This window comes from Lysinibacillus sp. NPDC097868, assembly GCF_044761135.1.
Lineage (GTDB): Bacteria > Bacillota > Bacilli > Bacillales_A > Planococcaceae > Lysinibacillus.
In genome coordinates this window covers 729,106-753,842 of record NZ_JBIWBS010000001.1, presented here as the reverse complement: position 1 = coordinate 753,842, position 24,737 = coordinate 729,106, and the positions used below count along the sequence as shown (strand labels likewise).

At 38.4% G+C, this 24,737-nt stretch carries 30 protein-coding genes and 1 pseudogene; 2 read left to right on the top strand and 29 right to left on the bottom strand.

Features of this window, described 5'->3' with window-relative positions:
• Positions 1-15: 15 nt before the first annotated feature.
• The 11 genes from ACIQXJ_RS03520 to ACIQXJ_RS03470 form a co-directional block, all read right to left on the bottom strand.
• Positions 16-585 (bottom strand): ComE operon protein 2, encoded by a 570-nt coding sequence (locus ACIQXJ_RS03520; protein WP_403049686.1) that lies wholly within the window; start codon positions 583-585, stop codon positions 16-18.
• A gap of 120 nt (positions 586-705) precedes the next feature.
• Complete coding sequence (locus ACIQXJ_RS03515; protein ID WP_403049683.1) at positions 706-1,344, bottom strand: helix-hairpin-helix domain-containing protein; 639 nt, start codon at positions 1,342-1,344, stop codon at positions 706-708.
• Between the two features lie 196 nt (positions 1,345-1,540).
• Positions 1,541-2,281, bottom strand: coding sequence for a class I SAM-dependent DNA methyltransferase (locus tag ACIQXJ_RS03510; RefSeq protein ID WP_403049680.1), 741 nt, complete (start codon positions 2,279-2,281; stop codon positions 1,541-1,543).
• A complete protein-coding gene (rsfS, locus tag ACIQXJ_RS03505; protein ID WP_340823538.1) occupies positions 2,282-2,626 on the bottom strand; it encodes a ribosome silencing factor in 345 nt (114 codons plus the stop codon).
• Positions 2,623-3,195 carry a bis(5'-nucleosyl)-tetraphosphatase (symmetrical) YqeK gene (gene yqeK / locus ACIQXJ_RS03500; protein WP_403049678.1) on the bottom strand — a complete coding sequence of 191 codons (573 nt, stop codon included), beginning with the start codon at positions 3,193-3,195 and terminating at the stop codon, positions 2,623-2,625. Before yqeK ends, rsfS begins: the two co-directional genes overlap by 4 nt.
• Positions 3,164-3,754, bottom strand: a complete 591-nt coding sequence (locus ACIQXJ_RS03495; RefSeq protein WP_403049675.1) for a nicotinate-nucleotide adenylyltransferase — start codon at positions 3,752-3,754, stop codon at positions 3,164-3,166. The genes yqeK and ACIQXJ_RS03495 overlap by 32 nt, the downstream gene beginning before the upstream one ends.
• A gap of 9 nt (positions 3,755-3,763) precedes the next feature.
• Positions 3,764-4,066, bottom strand: a complete 303-nt coding sequence (gene yhbY / locus ACIQXJ_RS03490; protein WP_139860444.1) for a ribosome assembly RNA-binding protein YhbY — start codon at positions 4,064-4,066, stop codon at positions 3,764-3,766.
• Between the two features lie 5 nt (positions 4,067-4,071).
• Complete coding sequence (gene aroE / locus ACIQXJ_RS03485; RefSeq protein ID WP_403049672.1) at positions 4,072-4,902, bottom strand: shikimate dehydrogenase; 831 nt, start codon at positions 4,900-4,902, stop codon at positions 4,072-4,074.
• Between the two features lie 32 nt (positions 4,903-4,934).
• Positions 4,935-6,038 carry a ribosome biogenesis GTPase YqeH gene (yqeH, locus tag ACIQXJ_RS03480; protein WP_403049669.1) on the bottom strand — a complete coding sequence of 368 codons (1,104 nt, stop codon included), beginning with the start codon at positions 6,036-6,038 and terminating at the stop codon, positions 4,935-4,937.
• Positions 6,035-6,556: a YqeG family HAD IIIA-type phosphatase gene (locus ACIQXJ_RS03475; RefSeq protein WP_172772137.1), complete on the bottom strand. Its 522-nt coding sequence runs from the start codon at positions 6,554-6,556 to the stop codon at positions 6,035-6,037. The genes yqeH and ACIQXJ_RS03475 overlap by 4 nt, the downstream gene beginning before the upstream one ends.
• 36 nt (positions 6,557-6,592) lie before the next feature.
• Positions 6,593-7,375, bottom strand: coding sequence for a phosphatidylserine decarboxylase (locus ACIQXJ_RS03470; protein WP_403049666.1), 783 nt, complete (start codon positions 7,373-7,375; stop codon positions 6,593-6,595).
• Positions 7,376-7,511: 136 nt separating this feature from the next.
• Here ACIQXJ_RS03470 and pssA point away from each other — a divergent pair, with 136 nt between their 5' ends.
• Complete coding sequence (gene pssA, locus ACIQXJ_RS03465; protein ID WP_173477657.1) at positions 7,512-8,012, top strand: CDP-diacylglycerol--serine O-phosphatidyltransferase; 501 nt, start codon at positions 7,512-7,514, stop codon at positions 8,010-8,012.
• An 87-nt stretch (positions 8,013-8,099) separates the two neighbouring features.
• Positions 8,100-8,807 carry an RNA polymerase sporulation sigma factor SigK gene (gene sigK, locus ACIQXJ_RS03460; RefSeq protein ID WP_340823529.1) on the top strand — a complete coding sequence of 236 codons (708 nt, stop codon included), beginning with the start codon at positions 8,100-8,102 and terminating at the stop codon, positions 8,805-8,807.
• A gap of 365 nt (positions 8,808-9,172) precedes the next feature.
• On the opposite strand, the gene mtnN is transcribed toward sigK, so the two are convergent.
• From mtnN to ACIQXJ_RS03370, 18 genes and pseudogenes are all read right to left on the bottom strand, one after another.
• A complete protein-coding gene (mtnN, locus tag ACIQXJ_RS03455) occupies positions 9,173-9,865 on the bottom strand; it encodes a 5'-methylthioadenosine/S-adenosylhomocysteine nucleosidase (protein WP_401009199.1) in 693 nt (230 codons plus the stop codon).
• A gap of 203 nt (positions 9,866-10,068) precedes the next feature.
• Positions 10,069-10,713, bottom strand: coding sequence for a YrrS family protein (locus ACIQXJ_RS03450; RefSeq protein WP_403049663.1), 645 nt, complete (start codon positions 10,711-10,713; stop codon positions 10,069-10,071).
• 108 nt (positions 10,714-10,821) lie between these two features.
• A complete protein-coding gene (gene greA, locus ACIQXJ_RS03445; RefSeq protein WP_401009201.1) occupies positions 10,822-11,310 on the bottom strand; it encodes a transcription elongation factor GreA in 489 nt (162 codons plus the stop codon).
• A 187-nt stretch (positions 11,311-11,497) separates the two neighbouring features.
• A complete protein-coding gene (udk, locus tag ACIQXJ_RS03440; RefSeq protein WP_403049660.1) occupies positions 11,498-12,136 on the bottom strand; it encodes a uridine kinase in 639 nt (212 codons plus the stop codon).
• On the bottom strand, positions 12,136-13,416 hold the full coding sequence (locus ACIQXJ_RS03435) for a peptidase U32 family protein (RefSeq protein WP_403049657.1): 1,281 nt from the start codon (positions 13,414-13,416) through the stop codon (positions 12,136-12,138). The genes udk and ACIQXJ_RS03435 overlap by 1 nt, the downstream gene beginning before the upstream one ends.
• A gap of 14 nt (positions 13,417-13,430) precedes the next feature.
• On the bottom strand, positions 13,431-14,363 hold the full coding sequence (locus ACIQXJ_RS03430) for a peptidase U32 family protein (RefSeq protein ID WP_403049655.1): 933 nt from the start codon (positions 14,361-14,363) through the stop codon (positions 13,431-13,433).
• Between the two features lie 5 nt (positions 14,364-14,368).
• Positions 14,369-15,001 carry an O-methyltransferase gene (locus tag ACIQXJ_RS03425; protein WP_403049652.1) on the bottom strand — a complete coding sequence of 211 codons (633 nt, stop codon included), beginning with the start codon at positions 14,999-15,001 and terminating at the stop codon, positions 14,369-14,371.
• Positions 15,002-15,275: 274 nt separating this feature from the next.
• A complete protein-coding gene (gene mltG / locus ACIQXJ_RS03420) occupies positions 15,276-16,403 on the bottom strand; it encodes an endolytic transglycosylase MltG (RefSeq protein ID WP_403049649.1) in 1,128 nt (375 codons plus the stop codon).
• Positions 16,404-16,533: 130 nt separating this feature from the next.
• The gene (locus ACIQXJ_RS03415) at positions 16,534-17,721 is read right to left on the bottom strand and encodes an acyl-CoA dehydrogenase family protein (RefSeq protein ID WP_403049646.1); all 1,188 of its coding nucleotides are present in this window, start codon (positions 17,719-17,721) and stop codon (positions 16,534-16,536) included.
• On the bottom strand, positions 17,721-19,064 hold the full coding sequence (locus ACIQXJ_RS03410; RefSeq protein ID WP_403049643.1) for an LLM class flavin-dependent oxidoreductase: 1,344 nt from the start codon (positions 19,062-19,064) through the stop codon (positions 17,721-17,723). Before ACIQXJ_RS03410 ends, ACIQXJ_RS03415 begins: the two co-directional genes overlap by 1 nt.
• An 18-nt stretch (positions 19,065-19,082) precedes the next feature.
• On the bottom strand, positions 19,083-19,919 hold the full coding sequence (locus tag ACIQXJ_RS03405) for a MetQ/NlpA family ABC transporter substrate-binding protein (RefSeq protein ID WP_403049640.1): 837 nt from the start codon (positions 19,917-19,919) through the stop codon (positions 19,083-19,085).
• A gap of 13 nt (positions 19,920-19,932) precedes the next feature.
• Entirely contained in the window at positions 19,933-20,586 is a 654-nt protein-coding gene (locus ACIQXJ_RS03400; RefSeq protein WP_401009210.1) for a methionine ABC transporter permease, read from the bottom strand.
• Positions 20,528-21,607 (bottom strand): methionine ABC transporter ATP-binding protein, encoded by a 1,080-nt coding sequence (locus ACIQXJ_RS03395; RefSeq protein WP_403049637.1) that lies wholly within the window; start codon positions 21,605-21,607, stop codon positions 20,528-20,530. Before ACIQXJ_RS03395 ends, ACIQXJ_RS03400 begins: the two co-directional genes overlap by 59 nt.
• A gap of 46 nt (positions 21,608-21,653) precedes the next feature.
• Positions 21,654-22,460: pseudogene (locus ACIQXJ_RS03390) on the bottom strand (MetQ/NlpA family ABC transporter substrate-binding protein).
• Positions 22,461-23,027: 567 nt separating this feature from the next.
• Positions 23,028-23,555 carry a DUF1292 domain-containing protein gene (locus tag ACIQXJ_RS03385; RefSeq protein ID WP_403049635.1) on the bottom strand — a complete coding sequence of 176 codons (528 nt, stop codon included), beginning with the start codon at positions 23,553-23,555 and terminating at the stop codon, positions 23,028-23,030.
• 144 nt (positions 23,556-23,699) lie between these two features.
• Positions 23,700-24,008: a DUF1292 domain-containing protein gene (locus ACIQXJ_RS03380; RefSeq protein ID WP_024363115.1), complete on the bottom strand. Its 309-nt coding sequence runs from the start codon at positions 24,006-24,008 to the stop codon at positions 23,700-23,702.
• 17 nt (positions 24,009-24,025) lie between these two features.
• Positions 24,026-24,442 carry a Holliday junction resolvase RuvX gene (gene ruvX, locus ACIQXJ_RS03375; RefSeq protein ID WP_340823504.1) on the bottom strand — a complete coding sequence of 139 codons (417 nt, stop codon included), beginning with the start codon at positions 24,440-24,442 and terminating at the stop codon, positions 24,026-24,028.
• Positions 24,443-24,444: 2 nt separating this feature from the next.
• The gene (locus ACIQXJ_RS03370) at positions 24,445-24,711 is read right to left on the bottom strand and encodes an IreB family regulatory phosphoprotein (RefSeq protein ID WP_024363117.1); all 267 of its coding nucleotides are present in this window, start codon (positions 24,709-24,711) and stop codon (positions 24,445-24,447) included.
• Positions 24,712-24,737 lie beyond the last annotated feature (26 nt).

Here is a 24,737-nt window from a genome sequence, read left to right as displayed (position 1 = left end):
ATATCCATTTATGCTTTATTGTATTTTGCCAAATAATGCACTCACCTTCTGTTCATAAGGGAGTAATTTTTCAGCAGGCACACCACTTTCACGTAACTCATTAAGCATATCTATGTACAAAGCCAATTTTTCATTTCTTAAAAAGTCAATTTTGCGTTCCTCAAAAGGTACATGCAATACCTCTACACCTGCTTTTTCAAATAATTCTTGCGCATATGAATTGTTTTTATAGTCCGTTGCATAATAGACTCGTTCAATTCCTGCTTGAATAATTGATTTTGTACATGGTAGACAAGGGAAATGTGTAACATAAAGGTCTGCTCCTTTTGTCGGCGTTCCGTATTTTGCGCATTGTAGGAGTGCATTCATCTCTGCATGCACTGTACGTACACAATGATTATCAACGACATAGCAACCTTCCTCAATACAATGTTCATCACCTGTAATCGAACCGTTATATCCTCCTGCTATAATACGCTTATCACGTACGACCGTCGCTCCGACTGCCAGTCTTGTACAAGTACTACGTAACGCGAGTAAATGGCTTTGTGCCATGAAAAATTGATCCCAAGTAATACGCTCCATATGACTACCTCCAAAATTTATTATCATGTTTATGGACTGTGCATCACTGTCCCAGTCACTTTTCTACTATAGTGTAGCCCTTTTCGAAAAGAGTCGTCAACTTCACACTATATTAACCAATTAGTTGACAGTAATTGAATCTTTAAGCATTTCAAATGTTTTTTCGCCGATACCAGTCACTTTTTTTATATCCTCTATTGTTTGAAAGCCTCCGTTTTCCTCACGATACGCAATAATGCTTTGTGCCTTTGACGGGCCAATACCTGCTAATGTTGTCAGTTCCGTATTATCTGCCTTGTTGACATTCACCTTATCATTCGTTGACGTTTGGCTTCCTGCAGCAAAGGTGGCATTATTAAAGCTGACCATCGCTTCATCAAGCTGCTCACCTTTTACAGGTATATAAATAACCATTTCATCTTGTACCTTTTGGGCATGATTAATAAGTCGAGTATCCGCATCTTCACTATAACCTCCAGCAAGCTGTATAGCGTCGATAATTCGTTGTTCAGGATTTAGCTCATAAACACCTGGATGCAATACAGCGCCCTTTATATCAATAAACACCTGCTGTAAGACCGCTTCTTCTGCAGGTTCTGTTAATGCTGATTGTTCTGTAAGTTGGATTGTTTCGATGAGCTCTTCTTGGGGAGGTGAAGAGTCAAAACTCGAAAAAAAGAAGTAACAAAGTCCACAGATTACAAGTATGCTAGGGAGCAACATACTTTTTCTATACTTTTGCCATAAAGATTGGATCATACAAACCATCCTTTCTATGCAAAAGGCAATCATATGGAGTCAATCTCATCATATACTATCATTCTCGTGTTGAAAAGTGGATTGATGCTATATATCAAAAAGTGAATTGTTCCTGCGCTACGTTTCCAAAAAGTTATATTTAAGTAAAAAAAAGTTCGGTATAATACCGAACTTTTTTGAGTCACTTTTGCTTTTTTTATTTCACTGCACGAATAAAAATGCGTTCGCTTTCGTATTCAGGTGCTTCATCTGTAAAATCTGCTGTAACTTCTACATCTGTAAAGCCAATTTCACGAAGCCATGTCATATATTGCTCAATTGGGAATGTGCGCTGGAAATGCTCCTCATCAAAACGTTCGTACAAATTACTCGCTGCATCTCGTACATAAAACGTCATTTGATGAACAACAGAATGTTCATACTCGCCAGGCTCTGTATGCCATACATAGCTAATATCTCCATCATCATACGTAAATGGTCCGTCTAAAAAAATCTCCTCCATTTTAAATAATGAATGGACATCAAAAAACAGTTGCCCACCTTCACGTAAAGCATGGAAAATACGTTCTAGCGTCGAATAAACATCTGCTTGTTCCACAACATAGTTAAGCGAATCAATTGCAATTGTTACAACATCTAGTGCCTCAAAGCCATCTAATTCATGCATCGACATACAGAATAGCGGTACTTGTAGACCCGCCTCTGTAAAACGCTCTGCCGCTACAGCGAGCATATCGTCTGATAAATCGATGCCACTTACACTATAGCCAGCATTGGCTAACATAAGGCCAAGAACACCGGTGCCACAGCCAATATCTAAAAGCCTCGGGAAGTGTTTGCTCGGTGCATATTGCTCAATCCATTCCACATAGCTACTATATGGAATATCAGTTTGGAGCTCATCGTATACATGAGCAAACCGTTCGTAGCTACTCACTTACGCCTCTGGTACGTCTAATTGTGGTGCATCGCCCCATAGACGCTCTAAGTTATAGTAAGCACGCTCATCCTTGTGGAATACGTGTGCTACAACATCACCAAGGTCTACTAAAATCCATCGTGCGCCATCGAAGCCTTCCACGCGACGAATTTCATGTCCCTCTTTGACTGCTACATCTTGTAATTCACGTGCAATCGCTTGTACTTGGCGATCTGAGTTCCCGTGTGCAATGATGAAGTAATCTGCTAATAGTGAAATACCTTGCATATTTAAAACGACAATATCCTCACCATGTTTGTCGTCGATTGCTTTGTAAGCTGCTTGTAATAAAGTTGAAGTCATCCTTCACTTTCCTCTCTTTTCATCATATCGTTATAACATGCTATAGATAATGGGTAAATTGCCTGCTTTGTATCAATTAAAAACGCTAATGTATGGCGTATACAGGCACTCATTGCCTTATCCAAATTTTTTTGAGCTTTTTTTCGCAGGCGTTCAACACCTTCAAACTTTCGATTCGGTTCAATCATATCTGCGACAAAAAGTATTTTTTCTAAACGACTCATAGCTACACGTCCTGTCGTATGAAAACGGATAGCATTTAATATATCTTCATCCGTAATGCCGAATTCACTTTCAGCAATATATGCCCCAACTGGACCATGTAGCAATTCATTGCCCCAGCCAATCAGTTGTTGATCTAATTTTTCGTCTTGAACGATGCGCTCCATCCATTCGACCTCTGCATACTTTGCAATGTCATGGAGAATGGCTGCTGTTTCAGCTTTCTTCTCGTTCTCACCATAGATTTTTGCTAACGCGATGGCTGTTTCCATTACACCTAGTGTATGGATATAACGCTTTTCAGGCATACGTGGTTTAATCGCTGCTAAATATTGTTCGCGTTCCATAAAGACCTTCCTCTCGTATAAACGTCTCTACCGCTTCTGGCAGTAAAAAGGTTACCGTTCTACCAGTGGCAAGGCGTTCACGAATCAGTGTAGACGATAAATCGATTTGCGGTACTTCCACCATCAAGACAGGATACTCCGTACGCGCCTCAGTACTTGGACGCTTTACGCCGACAAATTGAACGAGCTTCACTAGCTCATCAATACGATACCACGTATGGAGTGAATCAATCATATCCCCACCAATGATAAAGTAAAATTTTACAGTCGGCTCTCTTTCACATAATGCAGCAAGTGTGTTATATGAATAGGATACGCCTCCTTTATCAACCTCATACGACTCCACACGAAAATGCGAATATGGTTGAATAGCACGCTCAACCATTTCTAATCGTTTCGCATCACTCGCATCATGAGGAGCTTGTTTATGAGGTGGTAATGCATTCGGCAAAAAACGTACCTCATCTAATTCCAATGCATGAAATACTTCGTTTGCCATCATTAGGTGTCCGATATGTGGTGGATTAAACGTACCTCCAAGTAAACCGACCTTCTTCATCGTTTCACCTTATTTCGCTACTTTTGGTAACACAATTTTTTTGTTATTACGTGATTCTTTATATAAAACAACTGTTAATCCGATTAATTGAACAAGCTCAGCATGTGCACCTTTTGCAAGAGCTTCTGCCACTTCTTGCTTGTCATCTTCACAGTTATCTAAAATACGCACTTTAATTAGCTCACGTACTTCTAATGCTTCACGAATTTGCTTTGTCATTTCGTCATTCACGCCGCCTTTTCCTACTTGGAAAATCGGTGTTAAATGATGTGCTTCTGCACGTAAAAAACGCTTTTGTTTACCTGTTAACATAAAAATTATTGTCCTCCTAATTGCGCCTTCAGTCGCGCAATCATTGAATTTGTTTTTGGATATTCGTCGAGCCAGTATTGGAACGCAATCGCACCTTGATGTACGAACATGCCAAGACCAGTTACTACAGTTGCACCTTTTTCCTCAGCCGCTTGTAAAAAAGGCGTCATTAATGGATTATACACAATATCTGCAACAATTGCGCCTTTCATTAGTCGATTCAGTGAAAATGGCATTGAAAAATCACCCGCAACAAGTCCCGCTGACGTCATTTGTACTAAAATGCCATAGTCAGCCAACGTTTCCTCAGCTTGCGCTAATGAAATCGCTCGACCTGTTCCAAGTTCCTCGATAATTGCTTGAGCATTGGCAACTGTACGATTGGCAATCGTTAAATTCGTATAGCCTTGTTGTTGCATCGCAAAGGCTATGCCACGAGCTGCCCCTCCTGCTCCGATAAGAAGCACTGGCTTTTCTTTATGTGACTTGCCTACAGCCTCTTCCAACGAGCGAACAAAACCAAGCCCATCTGTATTGTATCCTTTTAACTTACCATCTTTTGTACGTACAACAGTATTTACCGCACCCATTTTTTCTGCTAGCTCATCTAACTCATCTAAATAAGGAATGATTGCTGTCTTATGGGGGATAGTAACATTCCAACCACTTGCACCTAATGTTTTAAAACCAGCAACCGCCGCTTCTAACTGATTTGGTGTCACATGTACTGGAATATATGTTGCATCGATCGCCATTTCTTCAAACCAAACATTATGCATGGCTGGTGATTTTGAATGCTCGATCGGATCACCAATTACTGCAAACCACTTCTTCATGTCCTAGTTCCTCTTCTCTTCTTTACTAATGACTAAATGAGTGATGGACGAATTGAAACTTGTACACCTTTTGGGGCATAAGCAGCAATAACTACGTTAGCATGCTGTACCGTAATCCAACCAAGCCCAGAAAAGACGACATCTGTTTTTGCTTCTTTTATTGAAAACTCATGACGGATTAATTCAGGTAGCTTGTCAATAAAGTTTGCAGTCGGTGGTGCAAGTAATTCGCCCTTATGTTCAGCGTATAAAGCATCTGCCTTTTCTAATTTCGTACGGTGGATTGGCAGATCATTTGCCACATGAATTGTAAATGCCGAACGTTCACCTTGAATAAAATCAAAACGCGCTAGTGCACCAATGAATAACGATTGACCTGCATTTTGCTGATACACTTTCGGCTTAATTTCTTTTTTGGGCATAATATATTTTAATTCACTCGCATCAATGTAATGCGCCATTTGGTGGTGATTAATAATCCCAGGGGTATCATATAATGCACTACCATCATCGAGTGGAATTTCAATCATATCCAATGTAGTTCCTGGGAAATGAGAAGTTGTAATGACTTCGCCTTCACCTGTAGCTTGCTTAATAACGCGGTTAATAAACGTGGATTTCCCAACATTTGTACAACCTACTACGTAAACGTTTTGGCCTTTGCGATACTCGTCAATCGCTTCCATCGCCTCAGTCATCCCTTGTCCTTTATGCGCACTAACTAAAAGCACATCAATTGGTTGTAGGCCAAGTGCCTTTGCTTCACGTTTGAGCCAGTTGATAACCTTTTTAGGCTTCACTGATTTTGGAAGCAAGTCAGCTTTATTCGCTACTAATAGCACTGGATTTTTGCCAACAAAGCGATGAAGCCCTGGCAACCAGCTACCATTGAAGTCAAAAATATCAACGATTTTCACGATTAAGCCTTGCTGTGTTCCAAGACCATTTAAAATACGTAGAAAGTCGTCATCTGTTAATGACACAGGTTGAATTTCATTGTAATTTTTCAAACGGAAGCAACGTTGGCAAATAACCACGTCTTTTTCTAATGATGATGGGGGTGCGTACCCTACTGCTGTTTTATCTTCTGTTTGAATTGTCGTACCGCAGCCAATACAATTTGGCATTTCGTTCATTCTTTTTCCTCCCAAGTAATTATTCCTTTTCGTTTTAAATCATTGAACACACGACGCTCAACGAAACGATTAAATTTTGTTACGAGCCCATCAGATTGTGCAACTGGTTTTACTAAAATAGTATGCAGTCCTAAACGATTGGCACCCATTACATCTGTTAGTAGCTGGTCTCCTACCATTACTACTTCATTTGGACGTAATCCTAATTGAATTACGGCACTATAAAAGGCATTTCGAAGTGGCTTTTTTGCTTTATGAATATATGGAATATTAAGCGGATCAGCAAAATGCTTTACACGCGCCTCTTTATTATTCGACGCGATAATAACGCGAATACCCGATTCCTTCATAATACGTAGCCAAATAATAAGCTCTTCCGTTGCATCTGCACGGTCCCATTCCACAAGCGTATTATCTAAATCTGTAATAATCCCTTTAATGCCTAATTCTTGAAGCTTTTCTGGTGTAATTTCAAAAATGCTTGTCACAAATTCATCTGGTAATAAAAAATTATACAAAATAGCGACCCCTAATCTAAACGTATTATTCGACCATTATAGCATATTTGCAAAGGCTTCACCCATGCGAATTGGACTTCCTTGCACAACATTGTCCGTAAATGTAATCGTATCTTTTTCAAATAGCATGACCACTGTCGAACCAAATGAAAAATAACCGACTTCCTCACCTTTTTCCCAATGTGCTGTTGTATTTGTCAGCACAATGGAGTTGACAAAGGTAGCACCAACTTTAATAAATGCTACATGCTGGTCATTTGCTACTTTTAACTCCGTTACAAGACGATAGTTATGAGAAATTGGTTTTTTGCCATATGTGAGGCCAAGCTGATTGACAGGGAAAGATGTTTGTCCAAGTGTATATTGTCTTAATACTGTGCCATCAATTGGGCTATGGATTCGATGATAATCAGCAGGACTTAAATAAAATACTATATAATGTCCATCGGCATATTGTGCAGCGCGATCTTTATTACCTAGTAAATCCTGAAGGGAATAAGGCTTGCCTTTCACAAGAAAAGTCATATCCCATTCAATGCGCCCAAATGATTCCACTTTTGCATCTACTGGACTTGTATAAACGAAAGGATTTTGATCGATTGGTCGTGCATCCGTTAAAAGTTCCCTTGTAAAAAAATCATGTAAACTTGAAAATTGTTGTTGTTTTTTTGAAACCTCTTTAAGGTTTATATCGTATATTTTCATATAGCTTGGAATTATTCGCTTACTCCACTTCGCTTTAGCAATAGTTTGTAAAAGCTGGGAAGATTGTTTGCCATTCGTTAATTCTATTAAGCGTTGGTAAAGTTTTTCTTTCATAAAGCAAAACCCCTATCGATTAAATTAGACTGTCAATTTTTTCGCATCCGAAGTATAATGGTACAATATCTTAAGTGCAAAGGAGTGATCCGCCTTGTTTTTTTATCACAAGTTGGTGGATACGACGGTTAAGAAAATGAAATCGCACGCAGCAAACTTCATAACAATTAGTAATATGTCCTTTGGTGGCGCGGCCATAATGGCCACTTTACATGAATATTATAGCTATAGTGTCTTGTTTATCTTTATTGCTGCTCTTCTCGATCGCTATGATGGGAAAGTGGCACGTGCACTCGGACAGGTATCCGAGTTAGGTAAGCAATTAGATTCTATGAGTGATATTATATCATTTGGTGTAGCCCCTGCATTATTAATGTATGAAGTTGTCCTAGTTGATTTTGGTTTCGCGGGCATGATGATGACCGTTCTTTATATCGTCTGCGGTGCGATGCGATTAGCTCGCTTCAATATTAGTGAAGCAAACGGTTATTTCACAGGACTACCGATTACAGCTGCTGGTACGCTATTAACATTAACGTATTTTGCGTCTAATACGTTCCACCCAGCTTTTTATCTTTTCCTACTTCCCATTTTAGCTTTACTAATGATTAGTACATTCACGTTAAAAAAAGTGTAACAGCGCATTTGCTGTTGCACTTTTTTTCATTGAACGCCTTTTCTTAACATATACTGTCGAAAAATGGGGAAAGGATGAAATCATTCAATGAGCGGAATTTTTACTTCTATGTTGCAGTTATGGTTTGAAATTCCTGCGTTATTCGGTTATTTAAAAGGGCAAACATTCCATAAACCCTTTTCTAAAGAAGAGGAAGCTGCTTGTATTGAACGATTTTTAGGTGGTGACGAGCAAGCGCGTCTTGATTTAATCGAGCGCAATATGCGACTTGTTGCACATGTCGTAAAAAAATTCCATCCAAAGCACGAGCAACTCGATGACTATATTTCCATCGGTACAATCGGTCTAATGAAAGCCGTTGAAAGCTATACCCCTGATAAAAAGACGCGCCTTGCTACGTACGCAGCGCGCTGTATTGAAAATGAAATTTTAATGCACTTACGGACACAGAAAAAGGTACAAAAGGATGTATCACTATTTGAACCAATCGGTACAGACAAAGATGGAAATGCGCTGCAAATTCGGGATCTGCTACAATGTGATGAAGAAAGTGCAACAGAAAAGTTAGAGCATAAAGAACATGTTGCTCAGTTGTATCATTATTTGCATATGCTTGATGAACGAGAGCTTGAAATTGTCACACTCCGCTATGGATTAAATCAGCACGACGCACTTACCCAAAAAGAAATTGCTGCCCGCTTGAGCATTTCTCGTAGTTATGTATCTCGCATAGAAAAGCGAGCACTCATTAAACTCTATCAATTTTATAAAAGAGATCAAAAGTCTATTGAGTAATTTATTGTAATGTGTTATTCATAAAAATTCAATCAAGAATATTCCTCACTTGTTTGCGAAAATTACATCGAAGAGCTTATTTTGATTAGCAGTTACTTGTTCCATATAAAAAGCTCCTTTAGGCTTTAACAGCCGCAAAGGAGCTTTCTATACAGTATTAATGAGTCGTTTCAGTAAGGTCCGCCGAAATAAGCGTGCCGATTAACATCGTAATAATGACGACACCTGCTGTCAAAAATAGCATAATGAATACCTCCCCTCTAACTATGAAGAGAATTAATTAATGCCATTGTAGCATTGAAGATTAATTACGACTGTGATTTTTCTCACTCTTAAACGGTTCATTTTGTCTAATTCGTGTAGATTTATAGAGACGAAATTGCCTTTAATACAATTTGTGTAGAGTGCTTAGCAGCCACTGGTAGGAACTCATCAAAGCTGATGTTCGATTCTTTTCCAGCAATATCCGATAATGCACGAATGACAACGAATGGTGTGCCGAATTGGTAGCACACTTGCGCAACCGCTGCCGCTTCCATTTCAACAGCTTTCATTTGTGGAAAATGCTGGCGAACTGCTTCTACACGTACAGGATCATTCATAAAAGCATCACCTGAGCAAATTAGGCCAATACCGTATTGGTGTTCACCTACTGCTTTTACAGCCTCTTCAGCTACTTTCATTAGCTTTGCATCAGATTGGAAAGCAGCAGGCATTCCTGCCATTTGACCAATTTCATAACCGAAGATTGTCACATCGACATCATGATGGCGTACTTCATCAGAAATAACAACTGCTCCTACTTCAAGTGCCTCATCGTAGCCCCCAGCAGAACCTGTATTAATTACTACATCTGGCTTGAATTCATGCAATAAAATTGTTGTAGACATTGCTGCATTGACTTTACCAATACCGCTTTTTAATAAAACTACTTCTTTTCCTTCATATGTCCCTGTTGTATACTCACTGCCAGCAATTGTTGTACTTTTAGCATCCTCTAAAGATGCCCGTAGCAGCTCTACTTCCTCTTCCATTGCACCGATAACTGCGATTTTCATAGAATCCATTACTTCCCTTCTTCTTTCATCTCTAATCATGTCTCTGCCTAGTCTACATCTGCATTTTGATGAGCTTTATCCAATCAAAATCGAAAATATTCATCAGACACTTCTATGACCGATTGTTCCACTTTCATTAAAGCTAGGAACGAATCTGTTATTTCTTTGACCATCTTTAAAAATAATCAAAACAACAACTTTCGTCAATAGGCACCTTCTAATGTATTCAACTGTTCTAGCTTCACTGGTAGCCAGCCTTCGTTATCGATCCATTCCATACTGATCCGATACTTTTCACTCTTATCTTTCGTAGAAACTGTTGCAATTGCTTTATTTGCACCGCCATTATTTTGTAAGCGCCAAACAATCATATTATCATTTGTAATACCTGTAACAGCTGTAATGGTAGCGATTTTTTCTGCCCAATCGACAGATTGATCATCATACGACGATACATGCGCTCCTGTTTGCGTTGTAGGCGTTGGTTTCCAGTTTTTATCTGTTACAACACGGTCAACAATCGGATCGTCTGACGTCGTCTCTTCAGCCGTATTTTGTTCTGGCTGTTGTTCTTCCTCTTTAGGCTGTTCTTCGTCTTTAGACTGTTCATCTTTCCCGGCGACGTCTTCCTCTTTCAGAGGTTCCTTCTCACCCTCATCGTTCTTTTGCTCCTGAACTGGGTCTTCTTTAACAGTTTCTTGTTCGTCATCCTGCCATTTAAACACATACGTTGCCGTTATTACAATCAGTATAATGACAATACCAATTAAAACATTCAACATTTTATCTAGCTTTTTATTGCGAGATGGCTGCAAATGACGACTGCTTCGTGTTTTTCGTTCACTCATGAAGTCTCCCCCTCTCTAGCCAATATTTTATCAATTTCCACAGCGCTTGCAAAATAAAAACAGCTAGCTTCTCTTAGTAAGAAAAGCTAACTGCTTGTACATCAGTGATTATTTAATTGAAAGAATTTTCACTTTCATTTCGCCGCCAGGTGTTTGTACAACTACTTCTTCACCTTCTGCTTTTCCAAGTAAGCCTTTTGCAATTGGTGATTCGTTCGAGATTCTGAATTCCATTGGATCTGCCTCTGCTGAACCTACGATTGTATAAGATTCTTTATCAGAAGATGGTTTACCGTTAATAATTTCAACGAATGTAACCGTTTTCCCAAGTGAAACTACACTGTTGTCTGTTTCATCTTCAGAAATAATAACTGCGTTACGAATCATTGATTTTAATGTAGAAATGCGGCCCTCTAAAAAGGCTTGTTCTTCTTTTGCTGAATCGTACTCAGCGTTTTCAGAAAGGTCCCCGAAGTCGCGTGCGATTTTAATACGCTCTACGATTTCTTTACGTGTTTCTGTTTCTAATTTCACTAATTCTTCTTCTAATTTTCGTTTACCCTCTGCTGTCATTGGGTACTGTTTTTCATTTGACAAAGTACTTCACTCCTTATTTCATCAATATAAAAACATAAAACTCGACCAAATGCTTTAGAAAGTGCATTTAATCGAATTTTATTATTTATAATCTCATTTCAAAATACGCTTTGACCTAATAGTATGCATGCGTTACAAAAATATGCTTTGAAATTCATGTAAATATTGTCAATACCACTCTATCTTATTACAATACGTTGTCAGTTTCAAGAATAGTTTTAATTTTCGTTACCATCAAATCAATTGCTACTCCATTTTCCCCACCTTCGGGAATAATAATATCAGCATAACGTTTAGTTGGTTCAATAAACATATTATGCATTGGACGCACCGCAGATAAATACTGCTCTATAACGGAATCCGTTGTACGTCCACGCTCTTTAATGTCTCGCAGAATACGACGAATGATACGTAAATCTGAATCCGTATCTACAAACAATTTTATGTCCATTAAACTACGTAAGTCCGCATCCTCTAATACTAAAATTCCTTCTAGTATAATAACATCTACTGGCTCAACATGGATAACTTCATTGGCACGTGTATGGTGTACATAATCATATACAGGCTTCTCGATGGACTGACGCTTTAATAATTTTTTAATATGCTCAATTAATAAATCATTATCGAACGCTAGGGGATGATCATAATTCGTTCCTAAACGTTCTTCAAATGTTAAATGACTCTGATCTTTGTAGTAATAATCTTGCTCAATTACAACAACAGAATGCTCACGGAAAACATCATAAATAGCACGTGTCACACTCGTTTTACCTGAGCATGAACCACCAGCGATTCCGATGACAACTGGACGCTTTATTGCCATTAATTATTCTCCTTTCGCATCATGTTATGCGGTTGAAGCAGGGTATCACATTTAAATTTAACAATTTGTAGTGGATGACGTGCCGCATCTAGGCTATTGCCGTCCTCATCCCAAATTTCTCCCATCGTAATGCGGAAGTTTTCGATTTCTGGACCAAAAAATTCAACTTCATCACCGGGTTTAAAATAGTTACGTTGTTGCATTGTAACGATTTTCGTCTCTGGGTCGTGATTTAAAATAAGTCCTGCAAATTCGTATGTTGTTTTACGGCCATGAACGCCAAACATTTGCTCCTCGTGTCCTGGTGCATCATGGAAAAATGCCTCAGCTGTATCACGGTTTGCACATTTATCTAACTCTTCTAGCCATTCACGTTTAATTTTAAAATTCTCTGGATCAGCACAGTAAGCATCAATCACTTTACGATACACAGAAACAACTGTAGCCACATAGTGAATTGACTTCATACGACCTTCAACTTTTAATGAATCAATACCAAGCTCAATCATATGCGGAATTGCTTCGATTAACTTTAAATCTTTCGGACTCATCGCAAATGGTGCATGGTTATCATCGAAAAGTGCCTTTTCCTCACCGTCTTCTAGCTCGTATAGGTCGTAGTCCCAACGACAAGATTGGCAGCAACCACCTCGATTGGAGTCTCTCGCTGTCATATGATTTGATAGTACACAACGACCCGAATATGCGATACACATCGCCCCATGAACGAATGCTTCAATTTCGATATCGACTTTTTCTTTCATTAGCTTCATTTCTTCGCCGCCAACTTCACGCGCTAAAACTACTCGATGTAGGCCTTCTTCTTTCCAGTACTGCACAGCTTTCCAATTGGATAGTGATTGTTGTGTAGAAAGATGAATTTCAAGCTTCGGCGCAGCAGTACGACATGTTTCGATAATTAGTGGGTCCGCTACAATAATGCCGGTAACTCCTGCAGATTCAATATCCTTCAAGTACTGCTCTAAACCATCCATATTTTCATTATGAGCGAAAATATTCGTTGTTACGTAAATTTTTGCTCCGTATTTATTAGCGAAATCTACACCTTCACGCATATCATCGATAGAGAAATTATCTGCGTTTGAACGAAGACCGAATTCACGACCGCCAATAAATACTGCGTCTGCACCATAATGGACAGCTACTTTTAGTTTTTCTAAGCTACCTGCAGGGGCAAGTAGTTCAGGTTTTTTTGTAATGACGCGCTTGCCGTCAACAACTTCGCGAATTTTGTCATTTTGTTCTAATGCCAATGCCATATTCTTGCCACCTCCTAGTACACTGTTTCTTTGAAGATAAAGCCAGTATCGAGTGGTCGAATAGCAGGCTGGATATCTTCGATTTTAGCCAGTAAATCATCTTTAATATCGTCATATGCGTCTTCAGATTCGTCAAAATATGTGTCAATTGCTTGACGATATGCTTCCGTTACTGTGACAACATATTCAGGCGAGTGTAAAACACCTTCGATTTTTAATGCGTCGATGCCTGCTTCAAATAACTCGCCAAGCTCATCGATAATGCACATATCATTTGGACTGAAAATATGCGTACCGTTGTTATCCTCATAAATTGGATATTTATTGTTACGTTCATCATCGTGGATGAACATATTACGGTTTTCCTGACGATTTTCAATTGCCATTACTTTATCCTGGTATAGGAAATAATGACCTAGTAAAGGACGTTTTGATTGGAACATACAAGTCATACCATGCACCTGTACTTCAACTTCTACTTCTGCATTTTCTTTAATTTCTAGTACTTCATCTAGCGAAAGCTCACGTGCAAGAACAGCTCTTGTTGCGCCACGTTTACCCCAATAATTTGCAGTAAACCAGTTTGTCGCTGTTGTCTCAGGATTCCAGTGTAACGGAATGGTAACACCTTGCTCACGACGCACAATAATAACAGCAGGGTCGCCGTAAATTAAGCGATCTACACCTATACGTTGCATTTCTTTTAAGTATTCACCTAGTGCATCTAGTTTTTCGTTATGAAATAGCGCATTCACTGCAACATAAACCTTTTTGCCTGCTTCGTGAATTAGCTTCGTTGCTTCTTCTACTTCGCTCACAGAGAATTCTCCTGCAAGGCGAAGACCAAATTGTTGTTCTCCAATGACAAAAGCATCCGCTCCAGCTGTTAAAAGTGCTTTTACATGGTCCACTGATTGCGGTGTGACAAGCAATTCAGGTTTTTTCATAGTCGTCACCTCTTCAAACATAATAATAAGCCGTCCCCGACTGGTAAAAATGCACTTGTATATTCAGGATGGTGCATAATCCAATCGGTAAAATTTTTTAAATTTCGAATCATTGTCCGCTTGCGACGTGGCACGTCCTTTAAGTCCAAATCCGACAATCCGTGCATATACATATTATCGATATACAAGACTCCTCCTGATTTTACAAGTGGGGCATATTTTTCGAAAAATCGTTGATATTGTCCCTTCGCTGCATCAATAAAAATCGCATCGAAAGTTGTATGAATTGCCTCATCGTCTACCTCTAAGGCATCTCCCTCAATTACCGTAATACGGTTTGAAACAGACGAACGTGTAATATAAGCTCTCGCTCGAGCTACACGCTCTTCATCGCGTTCAATCGTCACAATATGCACATTTGGCAAAGCGTCTGCCATACGAATTGCTGAGTAACCAATTGCCGTGCCAATTTCTAATATTTTTGACGGATTTTGAATACGAAGTAACTGATTTAGCGCATCTATCCCAGCTAGTTGCATAATCGGTACATGATTTTCTTCCGCATATGCTTCCATTTCTAAAAGCAACTCATTACGTGGTTGAATAAATGATTGTATATATGCATCCGATAATTCCATTGTAAAATTCACCCTCATTTAAAAGGAAACGAGCACATTCCCGTGTCCAAACTTCATCATCACTTTGCTACAAAAAGAAAAAGACCAAACGTGATGTCTTGGTACTTTGCCATACAAAAATGAGCAATTGTTTGTCTATATGCACGAAACAATTGCCACCACGTATTAATTGATTAAAAATCACAATTTATAATAGCACGAAAATAGAAGGAAAGCTATTTTTCTTTCCTTCTATTCAATTTATTGCGCTATATTCGTTTTTATTTACTAGAAACTACTCTGCTTGGCGTAAATATTTTTCTACCTTTTGCAAATGCTCATCATATGTTTTTGAGAAGTGGTTGACACCTTCTTTATCTGCTAGGAAATAGAAATAATCTGTTTTGCTCGGATTTAACGCTGCTTCAATCGAAGTTTTTCCAGCACCAGCAATTGGACCTGGCGGCAACCCTTTATTTTTGTAAGTATTATAAGCGTTTTCTACTTCTAAATCTTCATATAAAACGCGGTCTTTATGTGAGCCAAGTGCATATAAAACAGTTGGGTCAGTTTGTAGAGGCATGCCTTCCTCAATACGATTATAGAAGACACTTGCAATCGTTTCACGATCTGTTTGCGCTGTTGCTTCTTCCTCTAATAATGAAGCAAAAGTAAGTAGTTGATGTACTGACATTTGTTTTTCTACTAGAACTTCACTGTAATTTTTCACAACATTATTCATAGCAGCGATCATTTCTTCAGCGATTGCTTCTAACGAAGGTTTCTCTTCAAAATATGAATATGTTGCAGGGTATAAATAACCTTCTAAATCATAGCGAATATTGTCTGCTAATACCGCATCAGTAATAAGCTCTGGATAGTTGGTCATCATTTTTTGAACAAATGCTTCGCTTGTCACTAAATCCATAAACTCTTTTTGTGTATAAGGCGTTTTCTTTTCAACGATTTTTCCAATCTGATCAAGTGTTAAACCTTCGGGAATCGTCATCGTAAAGACAGGCTCACGATACACCTTCCCTGTTTTTAAGCTCTCAATTAGCTCGTCCAATGTCATGGATTGTGTTAAATCATAATTTCCTGCTTGGAATTGGGATTCATTTTTAAATTTTGCATAGTATTTAAAAACTTTTGCATCTTTAATAATGCCCTTTTTCTCTAGTAAAGCCGAAATCGAGCTTAAACTTGAGCCAATTGGTACTTCAACAGCAATTGTTTTTGTTGCCTCTGGATCAACCGGTTTTAAAGCACTTTTTACGTAGTTGTAACCCATTAAACCGATAATCCCAAATACTAATACAAATGTAATGGCTATAATAGCTACTATTTTTCTCACAACTTTTACCTCAGTCTTTTTTTCCTGCATTTTTGAAAACATTTCTTGTTTTTTAGAACCGTTATCCACGGGTTTCCCCCCTATCACTATTCAATATCATACTAGAAATCAACTTTTACGACAAACAGAAATGGACAATTCAGGTGAAATTGCACACATAAAAAAATCTGCTAACATATTCTTTAGCAGATTTGATACTTTATAATTGCAAGACTCCTTGCTTTTTTTCTACTACCAAGCCTTGTGCTAACTGGGAAATGACCACATCATCAGCTGGTGGATTAAAGCGGCTACATTGGACGTCTCGGAATAGACGTTGCAATTTATTAGATTTCGACAAACTGCGTCCACCAACGATTTGCATCGCCTTTGTCACAATGTCAATGGCATGATGACAAATAACATACTTAGCTATACTGACATCATTCGCTAGTTGCTCCTTCAATGCAGGCTGCTGTTCTACTTGTGCGGCAATGCTATATAGTGTACGGCGTGCTGTTTGATACAACACCTCTATTTCCCCAATCTTTTGTTGCACATGACTAGCATGGGCAATCGTATTTTCCAAACTATAGGAATACGTATTTTTTGCAAATTCGATTACATAATCTCGAGCTGCTCCTGCGATCCCTAAGTATACAGCAGGAATTTCTAACGAATAAACCCGCCCATCTGCTAAAAACCGATTTACTTCATTCGGACGATGACGATATAATAATGCTTCATCCTGTACAAAGGTGTCATGAAAGATAATATCATGACTGCCTGTCGCGCGCATGCCCATGGCATCCCATGTATTTACAACTTCTACTTGTTCATTTTTCTCAATGAGAAATTCAGCAGTTATATTTTCATCTTCTACATAGGCGATAATTGTAAATTGCTTTAAAATTGGAGCTAATGAAGCAAACGCCTTTTCACCAGAAATAATATACCCACCTGAAACCTTTTTAGCTGTCGTTCCTGGCAAACTTCCACGTGAAATATTGCCCTTTCCTCGTTCACTATTAATAATATTTAATAAAGATCCTTCCTCTACTGCCTTACGACTCAGTTCTGCAAATACATGCTCTGGCCACACTTTCGCCTCTCGGACATTTAAAAAGGTTAACAAATGCCAACCAACAGCTAAAGCAGTTGACCCATCTCCTTTAGCAAGCTGTTCTTGCACTAATAGCATTTCATAGAGAGAGATTTCATCACCACCGTATTTCTCAGGTACAGTCAATCGGAAATAACCGGCATCCTCTAAAATTTTAAAATGTTCGAACGGAAACGAACCACTTTCATCATAAACGGCAGCCGTTTCTTCAATTTGTTCAGCAAGTTTGCGCGCATATTGTACAAGCTGTTGCTCCCGCTCATTGCGAATAAATACATCACTCATCAATGAATCACCTTACTTTTGACATATCGATTTTGTGGTTTTTTCAACCCTAAATGCTCACGTAATGTTGACCCCGTATAATCTTCACGATATATTCCACGTTCCTGCAAAATTGGTACCACTTTTTCCACAAAGCTTTCTAAATCACGCGGTAATAACGGGAATTGGAGCATAAATCCATCCGCTGCCTTTTCTGTTAACCAACGTTCCATCTCATCAGCAATTTGCACGGCAGTTCCAACAAAAGCATCACGTCTTGCTGGACCAAAAAGACGGGCATATAAATCGCCAACTTTTAAATTTTCTTTTTTGATAATTTCTAAATGCTCATAAAAATGACTTTGAATACTGTTAACAGTGGGAAAATCAACTTCAATCGCAGGTGTATCAAGTGAATACTTCGAAAAATCAACATTGCCCATGTAACCTGAAACAAACTTCAAGCTTTCATACGGATCTACCAAGGATTGTAACTCATTATATTTACGAATGGCCTCTTCTTCTGTATCGCCAACAATTGGAGATATGCCTTGTAAAACAAGCAGTTCGTCTTCAGTGCGACCAAATGGTATAAGCTGTGCCTTTAAATCACGATAATGCGCCTTTGATTTTTCTATATCATCCCAGTGCACAAAAACAACTTCAGCTGTCCGTGCAGCTAATTTTTGCCCTGGCTTAGATGCTCCTGCCTCAACAATGACAGGCTGTCCTTGTATTGAACGCGCTATGTTTAATGGACCCTTAACAGATAAATATTTACCTTTGAATGCTGTTTCATGTACTTTTTGTTGATCAAAAAAAATATTATTTTTGCGATCATAGACAAATGCGTCATCCTCCCACGAATCCCATAACGACTGTACGACGTCAATAAATTCTTCCGCACGCTCGTAGCGATGATCGTGCTCCCAATGTTTATCACGACTAAAGTTTAGAGCTGTTTCACCTGTTGCATCTGCCGTTGTTACTAAGTTCCATGCGACACGTCCATTACTTATATGATCGATGGACATTAATTGTCTTGCTAACACATACGGCTCACTATAAGTAGTCGAGGCTGTTGCACCAAGGCCTATTTTTGACGTTGCCGCTGCCAGCGCTGTAATTTGGATTAATGGGTCAAAACGATTTAAAATGTGTGGGTGGGATTCATGATTAATTGCCAAGCTATCAGCAACGAAGGCAATGTCAAACTTACCTTTTTCGGCAAGCTGTGCTGCTTTCTGTAAAGCCTTTATATCGATGCTTGCATCGACCTGCGCTAAAGGATGCTTCCATGCCGCAACATGCATTCCTGCCCCAATTAAATATAAAGCAAGCTTCAATTGTTTTTTCTCTGTCATTTTTCATCATCTCTCCTTTTAATATGAATAAAATGCTTTCCATGTTGCCAATTCATCCAATGACATCTTGACAGGAATATAGTTACCATTGGAAACCTCAGAGACAAAATCTGCCGTTTCTTTACGCTGATATATTTCAACAATATCTTTCAATATGTCCTTGTCCTTGTCTTCCGGCTTTGCCACAATGACATTGATAAAAGGCTTCGCTGTTTCATTTTCATGAATAATAGCGTCTTTTAAAAGTAAGCCTGCTTCGACAGCTACCCCGTTATTAATAACCGCAAAATCAGTGTCTTCCATTACACGAGGAGTCGTCGCTCCATCTACGGGCACAATCGTTAAATTTTTAGGGTTCTCTTTTATTCGGTCTTCTCCACCACTGCCATCAAAATTATCCGTGACCGTTAACAGGTCGTATTCTTGCAGAAGTAACAATGCTCGCCCCCAGTTGGAAGGATCATTTGGCACAGCAATTTTAGCACCATCTTTTATATCTTCTATCCGATTGTATTTATTCGAATAAAGACCGATAGGCGCCATAATCGTTGTACCAATCGCCTGTAAATCTGTACCGTTATTCGTATTAAACAAATTTAAGTAAGCTACATGCTGAAAGGCATTGATATCAACTTCTCCCTCAGCCAATGCTTGATTGGGATCGTATTGTGCCGAAAATGTCACAAGTTCTAATTGTATATCTTCCTTTGCAGCTTGCTCTTTAATATATTCCCACGTCTTTATTTCCGAACTACGAATGCCAACCTTCACAACATCTTTTCCTTCTGATTTTGAACATGCTACAAGTAAAAATAATAATGAAATGAGTCCTATTAGATAATGTATTTTCTTCATGGTCAGCTCTCCTTTATGCTACTCTTCGTAGCTTTCTTTCTATGGTATTGCCGATACTTTGGATAATTTGAACAAGTATTACTAAAATAACAACTGTTACTAAAATGGTAACATTATCAAAGCGTTGATAGCCGTAAGTAATGGCTACATCCCCAAGACCGCCTCCACCTACTGCACCAGCCATTGCCGTTGCACCGATCAGACCAATTGTCGCTGTCGTAACACTTAATATTAATGATGGGAAAGCTTCAGGAAGTAAAAACTTATGAATAATTTGAAATGGAGAAGCCCCCATTGCTTTGGCAGCTTCAATAATGCCTTCATCTACTTCAAGAAGAGAATTTTCAATTAATCTTGAAATATATGGTCCAATATGCAAGACCAGTGGAACGATAGCAGCTGTTGTGCCAATGGCTGTTCCAACAAGTAAACGTGTAAATGGAATGATAGCAACTAATAAAATGATGAACGGAATGGATCGAAATGTATTTACAATCGGATTTACAATTGAGAAGATGATTTTACTTTCAAGAATGTGCCCTTTTCGTGTAACAACTAAAACAACACCTAAAATAAACCCTAAAATAGCGCCAAAAAATAATGAAATACTAACCATGTACAGCGTATCCAGTACTGCGTCGATAATAATTTGCGTGCTCACCTTCATGTGCAACGACCTCCTCTATATGAATATTTTTGCTTTGAATATATAAAAATGCCTTCTGAATTTCAGTTGCGGTACCAACTAGCTCTACAATTAAATGACCGAACGGGATACCTTGAAGCTCCGTAATATTGCCGAATAGAACATTAACATCGACAGCGAATTTTTTAGCTACTTGAGATACAACGGGCTGGCCTACATCCACTCCGATAAACTTGATATTACAAATACGCTTCGTTCCGTCGATTACCTTCAGTTGGTCATAAATAGATTGAGGAATTTCGTTTCGCACTACCGATTGCACAAAGTTTTTCGTCGTTTCTTCCTTGGGTGCGGAAAAAATGTGTAGTACATTGTCTTCTTCTATAATTTTTCCGTTTTCTATTACTGCTACTCGATTACAAATATCACGAATGACTTCCATTTCATGTGTAATCATTAAAATCGTAATGCCATACTCAATATTGACACGCTTTAGTAACGCTAATATTGATTTTGTCGTTTGCGGATCAAGTGCAGAAGTCGCCTCATCACATAATAGAATCGTTGGCTTTGTTATTAGTGCTCTCGCAATACCTACTCGTTGCTTTTGTCCACCTGATAATTCATCAATATAACGGTGCGCCTTATCTTCTAAGCCGACAAAAGTTAAGACCTCTTGAACTTGCGTTGATATTTTCGATTTTTTAGCCCCACTTAACACTAACGGCATCGCCACATTATCGAAAACCGTTTTTGAATGGAGAAGATTGAAGTGTTGAAAAATCATACCGATATTTTTCTTTTCCTCCCGTAACTGTCTTTTACTTAATTTTGTTAAATTTTTCCCATTCACAAGTACTTGGCCAGATGTCGGCTCCTCAAGTAAATTTACTGTCCGAAGTAAAGTACTTTTCCCAGCTCCACTAAACCCAATCACGCCAAAAATATCACCTTTTTGAATAGTTAAATTAATGTGATTTAACGCCCTTACAGTAGATTGCCCAACACGGAATTCCTTCGTCGTATCAATAAATTCAATCATCCACTTACCCCCTATTATTCGACCTTTTAAAATTCACTATAAAAAACTAAAATACCGGAACGACAGCTCCCTTATATTGATCTTCAAAAAACTTACGAGCCTTTTCACTTGTCAGCCATTTCACAACTTTTTGAATAGCAGCATCTTCCTGTTTTTCTTTCGTCGTTGCGATAATATTGACATAAGGAGAATCTGATCCTTCCATAATGAGTGCATCCTCAAGTGGGTTATAGCCACCTTCTAAAGCGTAGTTCGTATTGATAGCAGATGCATCTACATCATCTAATGAGCGAACTAACAGCAATGAATCGACACCGATAAATTGAATGTTCTATTCATTTTTTGTAATATCCTCAACTGTATAATCATTTTTCGTTGCATCGTCTAATTCGATAAGATCATTATTTTTAAACAGTAATAATGCACGCGAAAAATTGACAACATCATTGGGAACAGCTACTTTTGCATTTTGTGGTAAGTCTTTTATATCGTTAATTGTTTTTGAATAAACACCAAATGGCTCTATATGAATTCCTTTGACACTTACTAAATCTAAATTACTTTCTTTGTTCGTCTGTTCTAAAAAAGGGATATGCTGAAAATAATTGAAATCGAGTTCACCGTCTGCTGTTTGTTGATTGGTTTGTACAGCATCTTTTAATATTGAAATATTTAGTTTCACACCATCTTTTGCAAGATCATCTGCTAAATACTCTAAAACTTCCGCATGTGGCACACTCGCTGCTCCTACTCTTAATGTCACTGTTTCGTCTTTTTTTGTCTGCCCTGAATCTGTACAGCCCGCTAATACAATAAATAATGTGCTGATAAGCAATAACCATATTTTTTTCATATCATATCCTCCTTAATTTATTAATTTACTTGGTTTTATAAGCAATAAAAATAGAGAATTTCATGTGCAATTGAATTGTTCTCTTTAAAAATAAAGTATTTGAAATTTTCTATTTTTATTACAACAAATCTTATCTGGTTACTAGTAATTGGTCAATGCCTTTTTTTCTTATTTTTTCCACATATCTTTAAAGACACATTTTTTCGCAAAGCGTTTTCCCCTTTTTACGTACTTAAATAGCTGTTTTTTCTCTAACATACAAAATAGTCATCATCAGATAGAATACTTTTAAGGTTCATATAGAAATTTTCTATTAGACCTATCGTTGTATACTAATCCAGCTTTCTAAATAGTAAAAATCCACTTCGAATTCCGCGGGCGCTTTAAAAGCCGAAACACTAATCGCTGATAAAAGTCCAGAATCGCCGATAGGGCACGACGTAAGCTACAGGAGACTTCGTGTATTTTTATTGTTTGAGTGCCTGGCACTTTGTATAGACAGTAAAAAAAGCATACTCGAAGTCGTACTTCGAGTATGCTTTGTCTTTTAACTATTGTTCGTTCTTTTTATAAATCATTTAAAACATCTTCCACAAATTCCCATTCTTCATCCGTCTCAATCGGTAGTAAATCCTCAATGGTTCCATCTGCTCCAGGTACGTATTGTGCGGCGAAAATATCTCGCTCCTCCATCGGCTCGTCTGAGACAGCTACATAAAGCACGTAAGATTTACCAAATTGCTCTGATGCAAATGTATGAATCACCTCGCACACTTGATCCGTACCATCCTCATTCGTTACCGTAATAAGCTGTGGCTCTTCTTGGAATTCATCAAGAAGCGTTAATACAACTTCATTAATCATTTCCCATTCAGCTTCTGTTTCAACAGGTTGTAAATTGGTCATTTCTCCGCTGTTATCATCATAATCGAATGTCATAGCTGAAATATCACCCGGAATTTCCTGTCCGTTTTCATCGATTAGGGAAAACAGTACATACGATTTTTCCTCTGCATCGAATGTAAAAACAACACGACATGTTTGCTCTTTGCCATTGTCACCTATTATTATGAATTCTTGTGTTTCCTCGTTCATTTTTATTCCCCCTTACAATAATTACCTAGTCTAAATTTCTAGGTGCTTTATTTCCACTTCTTCGGAATACGAAGTTAATGGCGTAAAAAAAGAACAAGGACCGCTTGTGCCATCCTTGTTCCTTACACTCTAAAATGAAAACAATTATTCTTCGTCTTCGTCCTCTAAAGCGTTTAAAACGTCTTCTACCATGTCCCACTCTGCTTCTGTTTCGATCGGTGTTAATTCGCCATCTTCACCGTTTTCAGATGGTACAAATGAAGATACGAAGATTTCTACAGAACCATCTTCATCTTCTTCAGCGCCTACCATTGAGTAAAATACGTAAGATTTGCCGAACTCAGGAGACTCGTGTACGTGAATCACTTCGCAAAGCTGCTCGTTTCCGTTTTCATCAATCACTGTAATGTGTTGTACATGTAATTCTTCTTCATGGTTATGCTCGTGTGCCATGTTTGCCACCTCATTAATTAGTTTTTGCTATCTAAATAGCCTTGTAAAATCATCACAGCCGCCATTTTATCAATGACTTGCTTGCGTTTTTTGCGACTTACGTCCGCTTCGATTAGCATGCGCTCCGCAGCCATCGTCGTTAAACGCTCATCCCAAAGTTTAACCGGAAGTGAAAATGTATCTTCTAATAACTTTTTATAGTTTTCAGAAGCTTCACCACGAGGTCCAACCGTATTATTCATGTTTTTCGGGAATCCTACAACAAATTCAGTAATAGTATATTCCTTCACTAGCTCAGCGATACGGTCGATGCCGAATTCGCCATTTGCTTCATCAATTTTTACGGTTTCAATACCTTGAGCCGTCCAGCCAAGTGCGTCGCTAATTGCAACACCTACTGTTTTCGACCCAACGTCCAATCCCATAATTCTCATTTCTAGCCCTCGTTATTCTTTTTGATATAAAATTTAACAAGCTCTTCTAGAATTTCGTCACGCTCTAGCTTGCGAATTAAATTACGAGCATCCTGATGGCGAGGAATATACGCCGGATCACCAGAAAGTAAGTAACCGACAATCTGATTGATAGGATTATATCCCTTTTCCTCTAATGAAGAATGTACTTTCAACATTACCTGCTTGACTTCCTGTTCCATTGATTCTTCTGGAAAATTAAATTTCATCGTTTGATCAAATGAACTCATGACCAGCACCTCGCTTTCAGAAATAA

Bases quoted from the DNA above. Each gene is read 5' to 3' on its own strand.
- ACIQXJ_RS03520 (WP_403049686.1), bottom strand. From the start codon at position 585: ATGGAGCGTATTACTTGGGATCAATTTTTCATGGCACAAAGCCATTTA.
- ACIQXJ_RS03515 (WP_403049683.1), bottom strand. From the start codon at position 1,344: ATGATCCAATCTTTATGGCAAAAGTATAGAAAAAGTATGTTGCTCCCT.
- rsfS (WP_340823538.1), bottom strand. From the start codon at position 2,626: ATGACTTCAACTTTATTACAAGCAGCTTACAAAGCAATCGACGACAAA.
- yqeK (WP_403049678.1), bottom strand. From the start codon at position 3,195: ATGGAACGCGAACAATATTTAGCAGCGATTAAACCACGTATGCCTGAA.
- ACIQXJ_RS03495 (WP_403049675.1), bottom strand. From the start codon at position 3,754: ATGAAGAAGGTCGGTTTACTTGGAGGTACGTTTAATCCACCACATATC.
- yhbY (WP_139860444.1), bottom strand. From the start codon at position 4,066: ATGTTAACAGGTAAACAAAAGCGTTTTTTACGTGCAGAAGCACATCAT.
- aroE (WP_403049672.1), bottom strand. From the start codon at position 4,902: ATGAAGAAGTGGTTTGCAGTAATTGGTGATCCGATCGAGCATTCAAAA.
- yqeH (WP_403049669.1), bottom strand. From the start codon at position 6,038: ATGAACGAAATGCCAAATTGTATTGGCTGCGGTACGACAATTCAAACA.
- ACIQXJ_RS03470 (WP_403049666.1), bottom strand. From the start codon at position 7,375: ATGAAAGAAAAACTTTACCAACGCTTAATAGAATTAACGAATGGCAAA.
- pssA (WP_173477657.1), top strand. From the start codon at position 7,512: ATGAAATCGCACGCAGCAAACTTCATAACAATTAGTAATATGTCCTTT.
- sigK (WP_340823529.1), top strand. From the start codon at position 8,100: ATGAGCGGAATTTTTACTTCTATGTTGCAGTTATGGTTTGAAATTCCT.
- mtnN (WP_401009199.1), bottom strand. From the start codon at position 9,865: ATGAAAATCGCAGTTATCGGTGCAATGGAAGAGGAAGTAGAGCTGCTA.
- ACIQXJ_RS03450 (WP_403049663.1), bottom strand. From the start codon at position 10,713: ATGAGTGAACGAAAAACACGAAGCAGTCGTCATTTGCAGCCATCTCGC.
- udk (WP_403049660.1), bottom strand. From the start codon at position 12,136: ATGGCAATAAAGCGTCCAGTTGTCATCGGAATCGCTGGTGGTTCATGC.
- ACIQXJ_RS03435 (WP_403049657.1), bottom strand. From the start codon at position 13,416: ATGGCATTGGCATTAGAACAAAATGACAAAATTCGCGAAGTTGTTGAC.
- ACIQXJ_RS03430 (WP_403049655.1), bottom strand. From the start codon at position 14,363: ATGAAAAAACCTGAATTGCTTGTCACACCGCAATCAGTGGACCATGTA.
- ACIQXJ_RS03425 (WP_403049652.1), bottom strand. From the start codon at position 15,001: ATGGAATTATCGGATGCATATATACAATCATTTATTCAACCACGTAAT.
- ACIQXJ_RS03415 (WP_403049646.1), bottom strand. From the start codon at position 17,721: ATGAGTGATGTATTTATTCGCAATGAGCGGGAGCAACAGCTTGTACAA.
- ACIQXJ_RS03410 (WP_403049643.1), bottom strand. From the start codon at position 19,064: ATGACAGAGAAAAAACAATTGAAGCTTGCTTTATATTTAATTGGGGCA.
- ACIQXJ_RS03405 (WP_403049640.1), bottom strand. From the start codon at position 19,919: ATGAAGAAAATACATTATCTAATAGGACTCATTTCATTATTATTTTTA.
- ACIQXJ_RS03400 (WP_401009210.1), bottom strand. From the start codon at position 20,586: ATGAAGGTGAGCACGCAAATTATTATCGACGCAGTACTGGATACGCTG.
- ACIQXJ_RS03395 (WP_403049637.1), bottom strand. From the start codon at position 21,607: ATGATTGAATTTATTGATACGACGAAGGAATTCCGTGTTGGGCAATCT.
- ACIQXJ_RS03385 (WP_403049635.1), bottom strand. From the start codon at position 23,555: ATGAACGAGGAAACACAAGAATTCATAATAATAGGTGACAATGGCAAA.
- ACIQXJ_RS03380 (WP_024363115.1), bottom strand. From the start codon at position 24,008: ATGGCACACGAGCATAACCATGAAGAAGAATTACATGTACAACACATT.
- ruvX (WP_340823504.1), bottom strand. From the start codon at position 24,442: ATGAGAATTATGGGATTGGACGTTGGGTCGAAAACAGTAGGTGTTGCA.
- ACIQXJ_RS03370 (WP_024363117.1), bottom strand. From the start codon at position 24,711: ATGAGTTCATTTGATCAAACGATGAAATTTAATTTTCCAGAAGAATCA.